General features: G+C 40.8%; 20 protein-coding genes. 16 read left to right on the top strand and 4 right to left on the bottom strand.

Annotation, left to right across the window (positions count from 1 at the left end; translation table 11 throughout):
• Positions 1 to 130: 130 nt before the first annotated feature.
• Complete coding sequence (locus SLH46_RS17305) at positions 131 to 1489, top strand: ADP-ribosylglycohydrolase family protein (protein WP_320282467.1); 1359 nt, start codon at positions 131 to 133, stop codon at positions 1487 to 1489.
• Positions 1490 to 1769: 280 nt separating this feature from the next.
• Positions 1770 to 2543, top strand: coding sequence for a hypothetical protein (locus SLH46_RS17300; protein WP_320282466.1), 774 nt, complete (start codon positions 1770 to 1772; stop codon positions 2541 to 2543).
• 108 nt (positions 2544 to 2651) lie between these two features.
• Here the strand turns inward: SLH46_RS17300 and SLH46_RS17295 are convergent, their stop codons facing one another.
• Genes SLH46_RS17295 through SLH46_RS17285 form a run of 3 tightly spaced genes read right to left on the bottom strand, consistent with a single transcriptional unit; the run spans position 2652 to position 5426 of the window.
• Positions 2652 to 3176 (bottom strand): GNAT family N-acetyltransferase, encoded by a 525-nt coding sequence (locus SLH46_RS17295; protein WP_320282464.1) that lies wholly within the window; start codon positions 3174 to 3176, stop codon positions 2652 to 2654.
• A 1-nt stretch (position 3177) separates the two neighbouring features.
• Positions 3178 to 4578, bottom strand: coding sequence for an alpha/beta hydrolase family protein (locus SLH46_RS17290; RefSeq protein WP_320282463.1), 1401 nt, complete (start codon positions 4576 to 4578; stop codon positions 3178 to 3180).
• Between the two features lie 20 nt (positions 4579 to 4598).
• Complete coding sequence (locus SLH46_RS17285) at positions 4599 to 5426, bottom strand: alpha/beta hydrolase (RefSeq protein WP_320282462.1); 828 nt, start codon at positions 5424 to 5426, stop codon at positions 4599 to 4601.
• 179 nt (positions 5427 to 5605) lie between these two features.
• Here SLH46_RS17285 and SLH46_RS17280 point away from each other — a divergent pair, with 179 nt between their 5' ends.
• Entirely contained in the window at positions 5606 to 6112 is a 507-nt protein-coding gene (locus tag SLH46_RS17280) for a response regulator (RefSeq protein WP_320282461.1), read from the top strand.
• A 37-nt stretch (positions 6113 to 6149) separates the two neighbouring features.
• Here SLH46_RS17280 and SLH46_RS17275 read toward each other — a convergent pair whose 3' ends face one another.
• On the bottom strand, positions 6150 to 7412 hold the full coding sequence (locus SLH46_RS17275) for a DUF819 family protein (RefSeq protein WP_320282460.1): 1263 nt from the start codon (positions 7410 to 7412) through the stop codon (positions 6150 to 6152).
• Between the two features lie 203 nt (positions 7413 to 7615).
• On the opposite strand from SLH46_RS17275, the gene SLH46_RS17270 reads away from it, so the two are divergent.
• The 13 genes from SLH46_RS17270 (at position 7616) to SLH46_RS17210 (ending at position 19118) form a co-directional block, all read left to right on the top strand.
• Positions 7616 to 8641: a DUF481 domain-containing protein gene (locus SLH46_RS17270; RefSeq protein WP_320282458.1), complete on the top strand. Its 1026-nt coding sequence runs from the start codon at positions 7616 to 7618 to the stop codon at positions 8639 to 8641.
• 138 nt (positions 8642 to 8779) lie between these two features.
• On the top strand, positions 8780 to 10297 hold the full coding sequence (locus SLH46_RS17265) for an NAD(P)H-hydrate dehydratase (protein WP_320282457.1): 1518 nt from the start codon (positions 8780 to 8782) through the stop codon (positions 10295 to 10297).
• 30 nt (positions 10298 to 10327) lie between these two features.
• Positions 10328 to 10981, top strand: coding sequence for an HAD family hydrolase (locus tag SLH46_RS17260; RefSeq protein ID WP_320282456.1), 654 nt, complete (start codon positions 10328 to 10330; stop codon positions 10979 to 10981).
• A 486-nt stretch (positions 10982 to 11467) separates the two neighbouring features.
• Entirely contained in the window at positions 11468 to 11989 is a 522-nt protein-coding gene (locus SLH46_RS17255) for a PepSY-associated TM helix domain-containing protein (RefSeq protein WP_336624376.1), read from the top strand.
• Between the two features lie 697 nt (positions 11990 to 12686).
• Positions 12687 to 13133: a hypothetical protein gene (locus tag SLH46_RS17250; protein ID WP_320282455.1), complete on the top strand. Its 447-nt coding sequence runs from the start codon at positions 12687 to 12689 to the stop codon at positions 13131 to 13133.
• A 162-nt stretch (positions 13134 to 13295) separates the two neighbouring features.
• Positions 13296 to 14312, top strand: coding sequence for a hypothetical protein (locus SLH46_RS17245; RefSeq protein WP_320282454.1), 1017 nt, complete (start codon positions 13296 to 13298; stop codon positions 14310 to 14312).
• A 73-nt stretch (positions 14313 to 14385) separates the two neighbouring features.
• Positions 14386 to 15087, top strand: coding sequence for a hypothetical protein (locus SLH46_RS17240; protein WP_320282453.1), 702 nt, complete (start codon positions 14386 to 14388; stop codon positions 15085 to 15087).
• A 24-nt stretch (positions 15088 to 15111) separates the two neighbouring features.
• Complete coding sequence (locus tag SLH46_RS17235; RefSeq protein WP_320282452.1) at positions 15112 to 15678, top strand: cysteine hydrolase family protein; 567 nt, start codon at positions 15112 to 15114, stop codon at positions 15676 to 15678.
• A gap of 41 nt (positions 15679 to 15719) precedes the next feature.
• A complete protein-coding gene (locus tag SLH46_RS17230; RefSeq protein WP_320282451.1) occupies positions 15720 to 16217 on the top strand; it encodes a hypothetical protein in 498 nt (165 codons plus the stop codon).
• 72 nt (positions 16218 to 16289) lie between these two features.
• Complete coding sequence (locus SLH46_RS17225; RefSeq protein WP_320282450.1) at positions 16290 to 16919, top strand: class I SAM-dependent methyltransferase; 630 nt, start codon at positions 16290 to 16292, stop codon at positions 16917 to 16919.
• Between the two features lies 1 nt (position 16920).
• Positions 16921 to 17391, top strand: a complete 471-nt coding sequence (locus SLH46_RS17220) for a C-GCAxxG-C-C family protein (RefSeq protein ID WP_320282449.1) — start codon at positions 16921 to 16923, stop codon at positions 17389 to 17391.
• Positions 17392 to 17423: 32 nt separating this feature from the next.
• Positions 17424 to 18158, top strand: a complete 735-nt coding sequence (locus SLH46_RS17215) for a hypothetical protein (protein WP_320282448.1) — start codon at positions 17424 to 17426, stop codon at positions 18156 to 18158.
• A 78-nt stretch (positions 18159 to 18236) separates the two neighbouring features.
• Positions 18237 to 19118 (top strand): PKD domain-containing protein, encoded by an 882-nt coding sequence (locus tag SLH46_RS17210; protein ID WP_320282447.1) that lies wholly within the window; start codon positions 18237 to 18239, stop codon positions 19116 to 19118.

The raw sequence follows: 19118 nt of genomic DNA, 5'->3' as shown, positions 1-19118 counted from the left end.
AAAATGGCCTGAGCTTATAAAAATTGATGTTTAGGGCATTTAAGGTATCGTTTAAAAGTACCGGCTCTTTAATAGTTATTTTAAAATACTAACTTGCAAAACAAGGCCTATATCAACTAATTCGTACAAAATGAAAAACCACATTTCCCTTTATTCTTTGCTATTGTTAATCTTTTTCTCAATTATTACAAGTTGCACGAAAACAGCAGAAATTGCACCAAATCCTAACCTGGTTTATGAGAGCTACACGCCACAAAGTACCGACAGAACTATAAACCGGGAGACCTATTATAAAAAACTTCAGGGATTTTGGCTGGCGACTTGTATTGCCAACTGGACGGGATTAGTTACTGAAATGGATAAAATTGGTAACATCGGCGAAATTAAAACCGGTGATTTTTACACCCGATACGACTGGGGTAAACCAGATCAGCCGAGTATTTGGGGAGAAGGAATTCCGAGTGATCTGTCGCCAGTGATTGATTTTGTTCTTGCTGATGAAGATAGCATTTGGGGAGCCGACGATGATACGGATATCGAATATATTTATCAGGAGCTTTTGCTCAAATATCAAACGTCGGTTTTAACAGGTGAACAAATTCGCGAGGGCTGGCTGGAACATATCAAACAGGAAGAAGAAAACTATTTGTGGGTGTCGAACGAAACGGCTTTCAATTTAATGAAAGAAGGATTGGTGCCACCAGCAACCGGCGATCCAAAGAACAATTCCGATTATGAAATGATTGATGCGCAGCTGACCACTGAAATTTTTGGATTGTTTGCTCCTGCACGGCCTGATGTTGCGCTAAAAATGGCACAATTACCAATTCAGAATACTGCTCGTGAAAACAGCCAGTGGATTTCGGAATTTTATGTGTCGATGTTTTCGCTGGCGTCGGCAGTTGATAAAACTTTGCCGGAGAAAGAACAACTGTTGTGGATGGCAGAACAGGCGAAAGATCGTTTGCCTGAGACTTCATATTCACGAGCCATGTATGAGTTTGTTAAAGCAAAATACAATGAAGGTATTTCGTGGGAACAGGCCCGCGACTCGGTTTATACAAGGTATCAGATAAACCAGGCCGACGGCTATGATATGACATCGCGAAAATTGTATTGTAATGCTTGTTTTGCTGCCGGAATCAACTTTGCTTCAAGTCTGGTGAGCCTATTTTATGGCGAAGGTAATTTGGTTGAGACGATAAAAATTGGGGCACTCTGCGGTTGGGATTCGGACAATCCCACAGCAACCTGGGGCGGTTTAATCGGATTTATGATGGGTAAAGAAGGCGTTGAACAGGCTTTTAACAGAAAGTTCTCGAATCGTTTTAACATTCACCGAACCAGGATTGGTTTTGAAAACAATGGGATAGATACTTTTGAAAATATGGCACTTAAAGGAATCTGGATCATCGATAAAGTGGTTCAGGAAGAAATGAATGGCGGAGTTGATTTAAAAACCAACACGTGGTTTGTGCCCGGATCCTAAAATCGATTTCAAACGAAAAATTTGGTCGCTACTTTCCTCTTGCCTGCACAAATCTGTGATGCTTGTTTCTTTTTGCATGCGTGTGCGACGATAAGGGAAATAATAAAACATATTTGTAATTGTTTGAATAGTAGTTGTTTGTGATTTTGTTGATATTGTCTGTCAGGTAACAAAACGCTAACCACTTCGTATATTTTTAGTACGTTGTAATAGTCAGAAACCAATACACAGGTACTCCAAAGGCATTATTAAAGATTAGTATTAACTAAAATGATTTGTCATGAAGAAGAGTAAGATTATTGTGTATTGGATGAGTATGCTTGGCGTATTAATGTTGGGAGTTCTGATTTCAGGTTGCGATTTAACCGGAGAAGATAATTCCGGGTTCGACGAAAGTTCACAAGTTGATTTGAAAAGTATGTCGTTTTTGCCTGAGTTTCCCGGGGCAGAGGCTTTTGTTGCAGGTTTTTCTAACGAATTTGTTGCCTTCGAAATTGGCAAAGTATTTATTTATGAAGGCGAAACTGAAGATGGAATGGAAACTATTAAGGTTACCGTAACAAGTGAGATCAGGGAAATAATGGGAGTAACAACTACCGTTGTAACCGATACTGCCTGGCTTGATGGAGAACTCATTGAAGCAACAGATGATTGGTTTGCAGAGGATAGTGAAGGGAATGTGTGGTATTTTGGTGAATACAGCGAAGAGTGGGAAGATGGAGAATTCGTTGGCACTGAAGGATCGTGGGAGGCCGGAGTAGATGAGGCTTTGCCCGGAATGTTGATGCCTGCCAACCCTAAAATGGGGATGAAATACCAGCAGGAATACTACGAAGACGAAGCTGAAGATATGGCTATGGTAATAAATCTTGATAAAACTGTTGAGATTGATTTTGGAACGTTTGAAGGCTGTTTGGAAACCATGGAATGGACTCCGCTGGAGCCGGGAGAACGGGAGCATAAATTTTATAAACCCGGTGTTGGTTTAGTTATGGAGTTAAAGCCTAAAGGTGGAAGAGAAGTGGTAGAATTGGTAGATATAATTATGCCTTAATCTTCAAGATGTCTATCATAAAAATTGCCTGATCGATTAAGGTCAGGCAATTTTTGTTTTTAAATTCATTTCGATGAAATGAAATGTTTCAAATACGCTCGTTCATGTTTATTTCCACTCTCTTGCCAACAGGGCATAAATAACGTCGTCAACCCATTTGTCGTTAAGAAAGAGACTTTCAACAAAATGTGCTTCTTTCCGAAAGCCAAGTTTTTCAAGCAAGGCAAACGATGCCACATTCTCCGGATCGATGGAGGCAGTTATACGGCGTTTTTTCAAATCGTGAAACAAGTGGTCGATTACCGCTTTTACAGCTTCGGTGGCAAAACCCTTGCCCTGGTGTTGTTTGGCAATGGTGTAGCCTAATTCAACCTGTTGTTCGTCGATAAAATGAATGCCCATGTCGCCAATAAGTTCGTCATTGGTTTTATCAAGCACAGCCAATTGAAACCAGGTGTCGGGCACATTAAATTCAGCAGCCAATTTCACAAAGAAAGTTTCAACATCGTCAAGCGTTTTCGGAATCCAGCCCTGGTATTTATTCGCTTTTGCATCCGAGCGATAAGCAAAAAAAGCTTGCTTGTCGTCTCCGTTGAACGGTCGTAATAATAAGCGCTTGGTAGTTAGTTCCATTCTACTTTTTTGTTTGCTCCAGAATCCAGTCTTTCATCGTTTTTAAAACTTCAGGATCGATGGTTTCTTCAATTTGGGCATATTCTGCAATTGCACCTGTTTCACATTGTTGGAAGAGGTGGTTGTGGTTGATGAACCGAACAGTGTCAACCTTCATGTTTCCTCCTGAATTTACTGCCTTTATTACCTCCCCGAGGTTTGAAACAGGAACCTGCAGATCTTTAGAGCCGTTAAGTGCCAACACCGGACATTTTACTTTTGACAGTGTTGGTTTTGGATCGTAGGTGAGGAAAAAACGAAACCACGTAGAATTTACATTCGAAATTTCGGCATCGATAGTTTTTTGCAGATCCTCATTCATTCCTGCATACATTCCTTGCGATAATGTTTCGCGCAGTTGTTCTTTTGCTTTCTCCTGATCGGCTTCACTTTTTACCACCTCAAAAATTTTCTGTTGTGTCAGTTTTTGCTGTTCAATGGAATAATCGGGTAAACCAGCTGCCTTCGACAATAATGCACCTTGTTCGTACAGAATTTGTTCGCCTACGGTTCCCGGTCCTGCCATCATAACAATAAAAGCAATGTCGTTTGATTTTGTAGCTGCAATGGGAGCGATCAACCCGCCTTCGCTGTGCCCGATCAACCCTATTTTTTTTGGATCGATTTCCTCCCGGCTTTTCAGAAAATCAACACCTGCCAGTACATCGCCTACAAAATCGAGGCTTGTTGATTCGGAAACACTTCCTTCGGAGCCGCCAACACCGCGGTCGTCAACACGTAAAACTGCAATGCCGTTTCTGGTCAGAAAGTCGGCAATAACTGCAAATGGTTTGTGTCCGAATATCACTTCGTCGCGGTCTTGTGCTCCCGATCCTGTAATCATCACCACCGCCGGACATGCTTTGGCATCTTTCGGGAAGGTAATGGTACCCGCCAGTTTTAAACCCGATTCAGGGTTGGTGTATTCCACTTCTTCCGAAAGGTAAGGAAACGGTGGCTCCGGTGTTTGCGGACGCACCAGCGCGGCCACTTCTCCAATACGGATCAGGTTGACATCGAATGTCATCCCGCTTTGTTTCCATTTTCCGGTGATGGAATCGCCGGTTGAGAAATGACCCGCGTAAGTTCCCATGATGGCAGGAACCGCAATCGACACACTGTCGCCAATTACCAGCACATCACCAACGGGCAAATCGGAGGCACCTTGTTTTGGTACATCCAGTTTAGCCTGGTATTTCCCATCTGCCCGGGTAATCTTAAAAATCATCTCAAGTTTACCGGTTGGAATAGTTATTTTCCCTGACCAGTTTCCTGAAAAATTATTTTCCTGGGCGATTGTTAATTGTGCAAGCAATAACCCGATTAGGAGGGTTGATAATTGTTTAATTCTGTTTGGTTTCATGTCTTTTTAAATTGGCTTTTTTATTGCTGATCGTTTTTATTCAATACCCTGATTTCTTTTAACAGAACTTCGAGTGCGGGCGATGCCATTTCGCCGTGGTTAAATCCGTCGAGTTCCATCAGTTTACAGTTTTTGTGTCCAGCCACTTTCATCATGCGCCACATGTAGGCATTTTCTTCGTAACGGCCCAGCATTTCCTGTTCGCGATCGCCGGTAATAAAAATAATAGGAGGAGCGTCGGGGCGAACAAAATAAAGTGGTGCATATTCATCAACAATGGCTTGTGTGCCGGGGATTCCTCTTTCGTCGCGAACCGTAAAATGCGTAACGGTGTGGCCGCTAAAAGGAATCAACATAGCAATATCGTCAGCATCCAAATCGTATTTGGCAAGGTAATGTTTGTCTAATCCAACCATGCTGGTAAGGTAACCACCGGCCGAGTGACCACTAACTACAATTTTATCTTTGCTACCACCATATTTTTCAATGTTTTTGAAGGTCCAGGCTACTGCTGCAGCTGCGTCTTCAATATAAACGGGGCATTTTACTTTTGGTGACAAACGATAGTTAACTGCAACCACAGCAATTCCCTGATTTTTTAGCTTCTCAGGGATAAATTTATTGCCACCGGTAATTCCGCCTCCATGAAACCATACCACAGTGGTAAAATCCGTTTTATTCTCTGGGTAATAAATATCGAGTTTACATCGCTCGCTGGCATATTCCGAAACATTCTCATCGGCGATGTACGAAATATTTTCCTCAGTATTATAATCAGTGTCTTGTGCAACAGATGATTGACTGTAAATAAGTAAAGCGAAAATGAAAAGTAAAAAGTAGGTCTTCATAATTTTAATGTTGATTTTAGACGAATGTACAAAAGAATCTTTTACAGTACTATTGAATTCCTGTTTGTTGTATAAACATTAAGTTTCTCCGCTACTGAGAGATACAGAAATTGCGTATAAGTTTGAAAATCTAATATAAATTGTATTTTAGTTGTTAAAATCAAAAAGGAACATTGGACGTGAATAAAAATCTACTAATCTACGTAGTTGAAGACAACAAATTATACCACAAACTGGTAGTTGATTTTCTTCAGAAACAAGGGCTAAAAAACCTCAAATCTTTTTACAACGGAAAAGATTGTTTGGATGCAATTAAAGGTGGAGAACGACCTGATATTGTAATTCAGGATTATCACCTGGAAGACTCAACCGGAATTGCGGTTTTGCAGGCAGTTAAAAAACGAAGTAAAACCTCTGAATTTATTTTCTTAACTGCCAACGAAGATATGGAAGTGGCAGTGAACTCGATTAAATACGGCGCTTTCGATTACATCATTAAAGACAATGATATTGCGCTGAAAAAAGTGTACAGCAAGATTGGTAAAATTGCCAAAATGATTGAGCTGGAAAAACGCAATCGTTTTACACGAAATGCAATGACCGTAACCGTTATTATATTGGTGGCCATTGTAATTTTTGTGGCACTACACGAATTTTTCGATTTGTTTGGCTTACAGAACAAATAATCCCCAAAAAAAATATTGTACAGGCAGTGGCTTACATTTAGGTGTGAGCCACTGTTTGCATAATCAGACCACAAAGCCACGCGCCGTAGGTTCCAAAAGCATAGCCTAAAACTGCCAGCAACACGCCAACCGGTGCCAACGATGGATGAAAGGCAGCTGCAACAACAGGGGCACTTGCCGCACCACCAATATTAGCCTTACTTCCCACTGCCAGAAAGAAATATGGAGCTTTAATCAGTTTTCCAACGATCAGTAGCAATACAACGTGAATGATCATCCAGATTCCACCAACAGCAAAAAGGCCGAGGTTATCAAAGATTTTCGATACATCCATTTTCATACCGATTGTTGCAACCAGAATATAAATAAATACAGTTCCGAGTTTTGATGCTCCGGCTCCTTCGTAGTTTCTGAGTTTTGTAAACGACAGTCCGATTCCGATGGTTGTTGATAGAATGATCAGCCAAAAGAATTTCGAGGTGAGACTGAATTTTCTTAATGCCGGTGCATGCACTTCAATAAAAGGTGCAATCCAGTCGGCCACAAGATGTGCAAATCCGGTAACTCCAAGCCCGATAGCGGCAATTACCATTAAATCGGTGGTGCTTGGTATACGCGCAATTTTCTGGCTGAACTCGTGCATTTTATCTTTTAAATGTGTAACGCTGCTGGCATCGGCTTTAAAATACTTGTCAATTTGTTTCGATTTTCCTACACCAATTAACAGAATGGCCATCCAAACTTCGGCCACCAATACATCAACCGTAATCATTATCGAGTACAAATGATCAGATGGTTTAAATATTTCGTACATGGCTGCCTGGTTAGCACCGCCGCCAATCCAGCTTCCTGCAATAGTCGTCATTCCCCGCCAAACGGCATCCGGCCCGGCGCCTCCAACAAGCTCAGGGTTAATTGCCGATGCAAGAAGTATGGCAATTGGTCCGCCAATAACAACACCGATCGTTCCGGTAAAAAACATGATTAGCGCTTTACTTCCCAGTTTAAACACTTCTTTTAGGTTGATACTGAGTGTGAGCAAAACCAAACAGGCCGGCAAAAGGTAACGCGAAGCCATAAAATACAGCTGCGAATTTTCACCGTCGACAATATGAAATGTGGTTAGCAAACTCGGCAAAAAGTAGCACAGCAATAACATGGGTACTACGCTATAGAATTTTTTGAAAATAGGGCGCGATGAACTACTGGTGAAGAAAATAATAGCCAACAGACCAAGTAAAAGTCCTAGTGTTACGGCATCATTTGTAATTAGTGGTGCTACGTGTTCTGTTTTCGGCATACTATTTTATTTTTTTATTTGAACTTCCATTTTTTAACGAGACGGCAAATATAAAAATCTTTTCAGGTATGACAACTTGATAAAGGTAAGGTTCAGGAGTTTATCGTTTTGATTGCCGGAAAAACGCAAAACAAAATCCGGTTAATCGTTGTATAAATTGTATAAATGCCGTATTTTTTTCTTCATTAATAAATCTTTCAATTATGCCACAAAAGAAAATTATACTTTTTGTACTTTTTATTTTTTCAGTAACACAATTGTTTGCGCAAACCGATAAAATATACACGTCGAATGGCGATGTGCTGGTTGGCGAAATTAAATCGATGCAAAAGGGTGTATTGGTTTACGATACCGATTATGCCGACAGCGATTTTAATGTTGACTGGGAAGAAATTGAGGGGCTAATTTGTACCCGAATGCTGATGATTTATACCATCGACGGCGAAAAATACACCGGTGGATTAGGTTTTCTGCCTGACGAACCCAAAAAGCTGACGATTCAAACGCTTGATAAAAATATTTCGGTTTCGATGGATGAGATTGTTGAAATTACATCACTTGAACAGCGAATAATAGATCGTGTAATAATTTCGATTGATGCCGGATTGTCGTTAAGTAAAGCCAATAATGTGCGGCAGACCTCGGCTTCGGCAAAAGTAAGTTACCGCGGAATAAAATGGAACATGAGTGCCACCTTCAACAACGTGGGAACTAAACAGGATAATGTTGATCCGACAAAACGTACCGACGGCGGATTTACACTGGTTCGCGATATTTGGGGCAACGGTATGATATTAGGTGGTGCTGAATTTTTAAGTAACAGCGAGCAACTGCTTGATTTACGATCTACCTTCCGTGGTGGTTTAGGTTTGTACCTTATCCGTACCAATCATCTTTATATGCAATCGGGTTTGGGACTGGCATTTACGCAGGAAAAATATGGTGGCGAAGAGTCGACATCGCAAGGAAGTTTTGAAGGATTGGGGCTCTTCGATTTTAATGCCTATGATATTGGCGACCTCACCTTCCAGTTTAAACTCACAACTTATCCAAGTATTTCGGATTGGGGACGCTGGCGTATCGATATGGACACTTCGATTAAATACGATCTGCCGCTCGATTTCTATGTAAAACTCAGCTATGTGCATAACTTCGACAGCGATCCGCTGGTTGATGTTTCGAAAAACGATTTTGTGTTTAAATCGAGTATTGGCTGGGAATGGGATTAATAAAACCACAGAATATTCAGGCATAATTTTTCTTGCCGAAACAAATATTCACCCCGTTTTTTATAATTTAGAGAAAACAAACTTACAGCAGTAAAGCGCTCCGGCTTTTTGGTGCTGTAACCTCAGCTTTCTCTTACTATGAAACTATTCACAACAAAACAAATAGCGGCAATCGACCGGTTTACCATCGAAAACGAACCCGTTGCGGATATTGACTTGATGGAACGTGCATCGATGCAAATGACCAACTGGATTATTCAGCAGTTTTCTACAGAAGAAAGGATGATCTTTTTTGCCGGCCCCGGAAATAACGGTGGCGATGCGTTGGCAGTGGCCCGCCAGTTGGCGGAGTTCGATTACAGCTGTGAAGTGTATCTGCTCGATTTTGGAAAAGCCTTAAAAGGGTCGCCAAAAGTTAATTGCGAACGTTTGGAAGAACAGGGAAAAGTGAAGCTTTCTAAGTTGCGTTCGGAGGCTGACTTCCCGCAGATTGAAGACGCTGATGTGCTTATCGACGGTTTGTTTGGCTCCGGCTTATCGCGTCCGTTGGAAGGGTTGCCGGCTTTGCTGGTACAAAAGATAAATCAACTGCTGAATACGGTGATTGCTATCGATATCCCCAGCGGACTAATGGGCGAGAACAATGCCGGAAATAACCTCGAAAATATCATCCGTGCCGATTTTACACTGACGTTGCAGTTTCCAAAAATAAGTTTCCTGTTTCCCGAAAATGAGCAGTTTGTTGGGCAGTGGGAGGTGTTGCCAATTGGTTTGCATCCCGAGGGAATCCGCGAAACTCCTTCGCCGTATTTTTTGGCAGAGAAAGACGAAATTGTTGCGCGTTTACCCCTGCGATCCAAATTCGATCATAAGGGAACCTTTGGTCACGCGCTGCTAATTGCAGGTAGTATCGGTAAAATGGGTGCCGCTGTGCTGGCATCAAAAGCATGTTTGCGCAGCGGGGTTGGTTTGTTAACCGCTCATGTTCCGCACCTCGGATTTCCGGTTATTCAAACTGCCGTGCCCGAAGCAATGGCCAATATCGACCAGCACGATTCGATGTTTACCGATTTCCCGAATCTGGCGCCTTATGCGGCCATTGGTATTGGGCCGGGGCTGGGATTAAAAAGGAATTCGTGCCGTGCTATGTGCGACTTGCTCGACCAGGTAAAAGTGCCGATGGTTATCGATGCCGATGCCTTAAACATGCTGGCAGAAAATGAAGCGTGGCTCGAAAAATTGCCCGAAGGTTCGGTGCTTACCCCACACCCGGGAGAGTTCTGTCGGCTGGTGGGCGAATCCACCGATTCGTTTGATTCCGTTCAGAAACAACTGGCTTTTGCCAAAAAATACAACTGTGTGGTAGTGTTAAAAGGAGCGCATACTTCGATGGCTGCTCCCGACGGAACACTTTGCTGGAACTCCACCGGAAACTCGGGAATGGCAACTGCCGGAAGCGGCGATGCGCTAACCGGTATAATCCTGGGATTGTTGGCGCAGGGAATGAATTCGTTTGATGCCGCAATAGTGGGTGTTTACGTGCACGGTTTAGCCGGAGATATTGCCGCCAAAAAACATTCGGAATTTTCTTTGGTGGCCGGCGATATTATCGACTACCTGGGGAAAGCATTTCTGAAAATTCAAAAAGGATCATAATTGAAGTGTAAGCCTGAATCATCAATTTCAATGAAAATTAAAGGAGTGGTTTTCGATTTTAACGGAACATTGTTTTGGGATACGCACCTGCAAAACGATTCGTGGGATCGGTTTCTGGAGAAATACCATTTTAGCCTCAGTGCAGAGGAAAAGAAAAAATACATTCACGGAATAAATGCCAAAGACACTTTTGAATACCTTTTTAAACGAGAACTCGACGACAGCGAAGTGCACCGGCTGACCGAGGAAAAGGAAGTGATTTATCGGAGCATGTGTCTGGAGCATGGCATGCAGTTGGCGCCCGGTGCCGAGCAGCTGATCCGCTTTTTAACAGAATCAGGAATAGCTTTGGCAATAGCAACAGCTTCGGCAAAAAATAATGTCGACTTTTTTATTCAGCATTTCCCCTTGTTAAACTACTTCAAACGCGAACATATCATATACAACGATGGTGTGATGCGCGGAAAACCACACCCCGATCTGTTTAACAAAGCTATTGCTGCCATTGAAACAAAAGCGGAGGAAACGTTGATTTTTGAGGACTCGCACGCAGGAGTTGAGTCGGCAATCCGTTCCGGTGCAGGGAAGGTGATTATCGTAAATTCGGCCAAAGCTGTGTACGATGGTTTTTCCTGTCAGCAAATCACACATTTTGATGAGGTGGATCGGGATTTATTTGTGTAGTTGTCATTTTTAAACTACCCCTAGTTTGCAACGACGGGAGATTGCTTCTCCCGATTCGTAACACTCATCGGGATCGCAATGACTTATGTGCGATTTATAGCTGCAGCGGACAATGAGTTCATTTGTCACGGCACAATTCACTGCTGTCCGCTGCCCTGATTCTATTAATCTCGTGTCATTACGAGCCGATCCGTCAGCAGGCGGAAGGCGAAGTAATCTTGATTGATATCCTGACTCTTTCATAACTACCCCTCGTTTGTAACGAGGGGTGCGGTATTTTTGCATTTGTAATGCTTCTTATAAGGTCGTTAGAAACGACAAGATTAGAAACCCCTCGTTGCAAACGAGGGACAGAGAAGGAATACAGAACTTTTTCGGTTTAAACCATTTTTAGATTTCGGAGTCAATCCCTTTATAAAAATTACAAGATCCTGCGTTTGTTGGAACACGAATGGGATCTGCTTAACACAAACAAAACAGGATTTTATGGAAGGGAAGAAGAAAAAAACGGTGCCGCAGATTATGCGTTCCTTACATCGCGACATCGGATTTTTAATGATCGGCATGACATTGATTTATGCCGTAAGCGGGATTATTTTGGTGTATCGCGATACCGATTTCTTAAAAAGCGAAAAGACCATAACACGGCAGTTGGAGCCAAACCTGGAGCCGGAACAACTTGGAATGCAATTGCACCAGCGCTTTTTTAAAGTGGAAAAAACCGAAGGCGAAATCGTGTATTTTGGCAACGGAACTTACAATAAAACCACCGGCGAAGCCGTGTATTCATCGGTTAGTTTGCCGTCGTTTCTGAATAAAATAAACGGTTTGCACAAAGCATCGAGCCAAAGTAAAACACACTGGTTTACCACCATTTTTGGTGTGTTGATGTTGTTTTTGGCCGTTTCGTCGTTTTGGATGTTTAAAGCCAAAACAAAAAATTTTAAACGCGGTATGGTAATTTCCGTACTTGGTTTACTCATTGCCGTGGTAATGTTGGTACTTTAAGAAGGGTAGATTTTTAATACGTCACACCACTTTTAAATCTGTCGGAATACGACGATTTGGAGGTGGTGTTTTTTTTGGCTTATCTAATCCTCCGTCCCGATAAAATCGGGACACCTCCTTTAGCAAAAGGAGGACGTGGATGACTCGTCCCCCCTGCCTACCGGCAGTCAGGCTTGGCGAAGGGGGAACAAAGGGGGATTGAAATTTCCTGTTGCCCCTCGTTTGTAACGAGGGGAGATTGCTTCCCGTCAGTCGACGGATCGCAATGACTTATTTGCGATTTATAGCTGCAGCGGACAATGAGTTCATTTGTCTCGGCACAATCCACTCCTGTCCGCTGCCCTGATCACATTAATATCGTGTCATTACGAGCCGATCCGTCAGCCGACGGAAGGCGAAGTAATCGTTTCTAATCCCATTGCAAAATACTTATGTTAATATTTGTCTCCCTAACTGACTGATAAATAAAAATTTTAGCTAGTTTTATTGCTCTAAATAGTAATACCCGATACATTGAAAATTTCTCTTGCCTGCCTGACGGTAGGCAGGCAAATTATCATCAACAGATTAGCGAAAATCCGCGAGCTAAAATAGTTTATGCCAGTAATTTACAAGGGCGTTGGGTAATAAGGTGTATGTAACAGTGTAATATACACATACGTTAGCGGTAATGCTGAAAAAAGAAATTTCAAAATTGATGAAGAAAAGAACAAAAATAATTAGAGATATAATATTTCTCTCCGTAATTGTAATTGGGTTATTTTGGCTAACTAAATCATCAAATGAATCCGAAGAGATTAGATTTCAAGAAGGTAATTTCGCTATCGGGTTTGTCGACAAATATGAAAGAGGAGCTATATTGGGAAACAGCAATGGTTATCGCTACCATTTTGACTCAGGTCAAAAACAATATCATTATTTTAATCAAAAAGGTATTGCTTATAAAAAGGAAAGTCGGAATTTACCTCCAATAGAAGAAAGGGATAAAATCAAAACAGGAGATAAATTCTTGGTTATATTTGATAAAGATGGCTCACAATTACTTTTTGACTATCCCATTTCGGATAGTTTAGATTTTAAGGCACATATTAAAACCGTTGAAAAATTACGTGATTATAATACAAAACACAACGAAAAACAATAAAGCACATACCGCTAACAATTTGTCATATGGCAGGCGGGGTTCATCTCGGTTTGACAAGTCAAACCAGTGTTGCCACCTCCTGCGGGTCTGACAGGATTTCTCTTCGAAATCCCGCCCGACCACATACAAGTGACCGTTGAACAACTATAAAACCAAAAAATAATGAAAACTACCAAAATCATATTGTTAACCTTTTTATGTGCTTTAATCATTTCCTGTAGTCCTGATAATCTTTCCCCTGAACCTGTTAACGATGAAATTGGATGGTTCCCTGCATCGCCGGTGAACATTAGTGACTTAAACACCGAGTATAATGATTATAATAGCAATATAAATGTTACAGGTGAGCGGATCGACCTTTATTACTCAACGAATAAAGAAACTGCCGGGGATAATTACGATATAACAAGCCTAAGTATTGCAGCTTTTTTTAATCTTGACACAGATGTATTTTCATTTCAGGTTTATAATTCTAAACCATCCTATGCTTTTGAGTTATTACCGAAAATAAATACGGATTTTGACGAATACGGACCTTTTTCGTTCTACAGCGATTCACTATATAATTCCTATAGTTGGTGGTATTTTATGTATGCGAACAATGAAGATGGAAATTTCGACATTCGAATTGCCTATACGGATCTCGGGGATTGGGGGCATTGGGATGCTCAAAGACAAATTTTAGGCCCATTTAAAGCAACTGTTTTAAACTCTCAATATCATGACTTTTATCCAACAATAAATGAAGATCATTCGAAAATATATTTTTCATCAAATCGTGTTAAAAGGTTTAATATTTTTGAAATTGAAGTGGATGCTGAGAATTTTGTTAATTGGTTAAAAAATGGGAAGAATACGCCAAAAATAAACACTGTCCTTTCGAGTTCCGGCGATGATAAATGTCCTTATATTAAAGGAAACCTAATGGTTTTTGCATCAAATAACACTGAAGGTTATGGAGGGTATGATCTGTGGTATTCCATATTTGAGAATGGCAAATGGAGTAAGCCGTATAATTTTGGTCCCGAAATAAATACGGAATATGATGAATACCGACCTGCGATAGCCTATTTCCCTGAATCGAATAATGACCTGATGATATTTTCTTCAAACAGACCAAACGGTAAAGGAGGATTTGATTTATATTATACCGGAATTTCTAAAATGATTAAAAAATAACCCGGCTCGTACCGATTTGTAATCGGAGTGCAACTCGAAAGAGTTAACTGAAATTACAGCGATAAAGAAATTTATGGAAACAAACCTGATATCAAAAGAACTTCTTGCCAAACTAGAAAATCAGGGAGTTGACCTTGTGAAGTTTGTAGATATATCGCAGCTGAGTGAGGCGCAAAACAAAGGCTATTCAACCGCAATTTTGTTTGGCATCGTTTTGTCGCAAGACTATCTGAAAAAAGTAGCTGCAAATGTGGACTATGTAGAGCAGATGAAAATCAACAAAACCATTGTAAGCGACGAGTTTCATTTAACCGAATTGAAAACCGATAAAATAGCAGACGATATTGAGCAATTTATTCAGTCGAAAGGTTTTAAGGCGTATTCGCAATCAGAAGACAATATTATAAAAACAGGCTGTTACGACGAGGAAAATAAAAAAACACCTTTGCCCCATAAAACAATTGCCGGGCTGGCCGGATTGGGGTGGATCGGAAAACACAACCTGTTAGTGACCAAAGAATACGGAAGTGCAATAAGTATGTGTTCGGTGTTAACGGATGTTCCGCTGGAGTCGATACGAATGGAGCCCATGACATCAAAATGTGGCGACTGTACTGTTTGTGTGGAAATATGTAAAGTCAATGCATTAAAGGGCGAAACCTGGGAGAAAGGAATAGCTCGTGAAAAAATTGTCGATGTTTTTCAGTGTACCACTTGTTTTCAATGTGTGGTTCAGTGTCCGTGGACTAAAAAATATAAGAACGAAAATGTTTAATCAGCTACTAACAACAGAAAAATAATGAAGAACATAAAAGCACTGTTGGTTATTGATATGCAAAAAGGATCGTTTACCGCCGCAACCCCACGTTTTGATACCGAGGGAGTTTGTGACCGGATAAATAAACTGGCGGCCTTGTGCAGAGCACAAAATTACCCGGTGGTTTATATTCAGCACGACGGCACCGGCACCGGCGAATTTGAAAAAAACGCTCCGGACTGGGAGAACCTGGATGCGTTAATTGTTGAACCAAACGATGTGAGGATCGATAAATATGCCAATGATGTTTTTTACCGCTCGCAATTGCAGGCGCGTTTAACCGAACTAAACGTTAGCGACTTGCTAATAACAGGTTGCGCCACCGATTTTTGTGTGGAGTCAACCGTTCAGTCGGCCCTAACCTTAGACTATACCATTACCGTTGTTGCCGATGGACATACCACCGGAGAAAGACCGCACCTTTCGGCCCGAAAAGTAATTGAACATTACAACTGGGTGTGGCAAAATATGATTCCGACAAAAGGCAATATTGCCGTTAAAACTTTTGATGAGATAAAACAGCAATTTTTTACAGAAACTGAAATGTAACTGAACTGATACAATTGACGACTAACTTTAAAAAACCAAATATGAAAACTACAAGAACCTTATTTGCAGTCAATTTGCTTCGAAATGTGAAAATACTGGCATTAATTCTGGGTATAGTTTTTACTGTAAGTTGTGAAAAAGATGAACCACCATTGGATCAGTCTCTGCTACAGGGAACATGGGGCGAAATCGAACCGGAAAACTTAGGACAGTTTGCCGGATCGAACCACACTTTTACATTTAAGGAAGATAGTTTTTTTCTGGAACTGTTTTCCTGGACAGATGTGCTTTACATTGATGAAGATGGTAATCCTGTCGAACCAGAATCCTATGGATACATAAAAGGAATATATTCGTTTGATTTGGATAATATATATTTTGATGGTGTTCGCTGTCTTGATTCAACGTATGCCGAGCGACCTGATGGTGATGAAGTTCCGGGTTATATCATGAGCTATTCGTATGAAATAAAATCTTCAATTCGAATAATTTTAGCTCCCGAATCTGACTACGAAAGTATAACTTTGGTGAAAGAATAAAATTAAATCAGCTGGCCTTCGTACTCAATTGAAGGGCGCGTTCTATTTAACATCACTAACCGATACATATGCATGACTGAAATTTGGGAACAAATCTTTAACGAAAATCAAACGTCATGGGGTTTTGAACCCGCTGATTCTGCCATTTTAGCGATGAGGTTTTTTCGTGGGCAAAAGGCAAGGGAGATTTTGATTCCGGGAATTGGATATGGTCGAAATGCCCGGATTTTTTGCGATAATGGAATGGCGGTAACGGGGATCGAAATTTCGAAAACGGCTATCGATCTGGCAAAACAAAAAAATGGTATCGACCTAAAAATTTATCATGGTTCGGTTACCGAAATGCCTTTTGAAAATAAATTATACGACGGTATATTTTGTTATGCCTTAATTCATTTATTGAATTTCAGGGAAAGACAAAAGTTTCTGAAAGCTTGTTATGCGCAGCTAAAACCCGGGGGATACATGATTTTTACAGTGGTGTCGAAAAAAGCATCGATGTATGGACAAGGGAAACAGTTGAGTACAGACCGGTTTAAATTACAAAACGGATTAAGCGTATTTTTTTACACCCCCGATTCGATTCAGAAAGAATATAAGCGATACGGATTGGTTGAATTTTCAGAGTTGGATGAACCCATTAAACATATGGAAAATCAACCACCACTAAAATGTTTGATGGTAAAATGTAAAAAGAAATAAGATGAAAAAATTATTCGACGACAACATGATTGCTGATAAAGCGACAGAACTTTTCTGGCAGGATTATAATTGTGCTCAATCTGTTTTGGCCGCTTACACCGATGTTTTACAGGTGGATAAAGAAACCGTTTTTGCCGTGTCGAGAGGATTTGGTGGAGGAATGGGACGACTTCAGGGAACCTGTGGCGCGGTTACAGGAGCTTATATGGTTTTTGGTTTGGCAGATGATTCGGCCGGTGATAATCCGGAGAAGGTGGCAACGGCTTATGACAGGGTTCAGAAGTTTCATAAGCAGTTTACCGCCGATAAAGGAAGTACGGTTTGTAAAGAATTAATCAACTGCGATCTCAATACCGAAAAAGGCCAGAATTTTTTTAAGGAAAATCAGCTAAAGAAGAATATTTGCGAGGGGTGTATCCGCGATGCGGTGAAGATGATCAATGCCATTCTTGCCGAAAACACCAATGCCTGATAAATGCCGGCATAAAACAGATTGATAAACAAATGAAAATAATATTTAGTGTTTTGGTTGGTTTGCTGTTCGCTGCATGCGGACAAAGAGGAGATAAATCCGTAACAGTATCGAATATTGACACGGAATTAAAGTATTTATCGGAGCAGCATTATATTGATTTGAATAAGGATTCCTTAATTAATAACTACAAAGACTATTTTAGCTTTTCGACAGAAGATATTGTTGAACCTGCTTTCTCAATTCATGATTCATCATGTATTACTGCAGGGAACGAAAAAATATTTTGTTTTAAGATTGCTGCAAAAGCTCAACAGAGCTGGTCGTATTGCGAAAAACTCGTTGTTGTTAGTAATCATGGCGACCTGCTTTATAATACCGAATTCCGGCAAATCGATCGTGAATATGAGATGGCAGAGTGTGGTGTTCCCAGTTACTGGCCCGATACCTTGGAAATAATAACGATTGCCGAAAAACAATTGCTGGCGGTTGTTATAGAAGAAAGATATCACCCTTGCTGTGGGCATTCACAACAACAAAAGAACACACTTTATCTTTATGATTCGGCTGATCTTTCATTAATCGATTCGGTTAATGCCTATTTCTGGTTGCCGTATAATGACAGTTGTGAAAAGAAAAAACCGGAGGAGAAAACGACTTCAGAGTTAATCGTTGGTGAGGATAAATTACAAATTGAGCTATCAAATTTTATTGGTGGCGAATTGGTTAATCAGGTAACGCGGGTTCTGTATGAAATTCGGAATTAAGTCGAGAAACTCAGAACAAATTAAATTTTACGCAACCAATTGCTCTTTTCTCGCATCTTACAGCAAAACAAAAAACTCATGAAAAACTCAAAAAGACACAATTGGAGGCATTTAACCATTATGCTGGTTTTATTTTCCGGACTGTTTATTTTCCCCGGATGCGACGACGATGATGAATTGGATGGTGAACCAATAGCTTGTTTCGAGTACAACATAATCGACAGCAGCCATGGCACGGTTCAGTTTTATAATTGTTCGGAAAATGCCAATAGCTATTATTGGGACTTTGGTGGTGGTCAAACTTCAACAAAAGAAAATCCCAATCATGTATTTAGTGGCGACGCACCGCATCCTGTCACGCTTATAGCCTACAACGGTTACGAACCCGATACACTGACCCGCTTGGTTTATGATTATGTTATGGTGTACAAACCAAATATTTATCTTTATCCGCAAGAGGAACTGGATATTTGTCTGGATGTTTCGTTTCCGATGGGTGGCGAAATTACTGCATCGATACCTGAATATGGAAACCAATGGTGTGTTACCGTGGATACTGATGGGAAGATCGATGGCGAGTACGATTTTCTTTTCTACGAAAGTAGCCAACCCAATATTTTTCAGCACGAAAAAGGCTGGTGTGTGAAGCAGTCGGAATTAACTGCTTTTTTCGAAACCAATCTTGAGGCTTATAATTTTGCGCCAGCTGAAATCGATGATTTTCTGGAGTGCTGGATTCCACAGCTAAGCGAAAACGAATACTATCTCATTTATCCGCAAACCAACGAAATTATCGACCAGGTTATCGCGTTCGATTTCTCGGTAAATCCGAATCATATCAACCGTTTGTTTTATGGTTTTAAAGGGACAGATGAATTTACAACGTTGGAAGAACCTGAAATTGTTTCATTTGCACGAGATGGATTTACGGTAATGGAGTGGGGCGGATTTTGGAAATAA

Source organism: Draconibacterium sp. IB214405, assembly GCF_033963885.1.
Lineage (GTDB): Bacteria > Bacteroidota > Bacteroidia > Bacteroidales > Prolixibacteraceae > Draconibacterium.
This window is presented reverse-complemented; position numbering and strand designations above follow the sequence as displayed.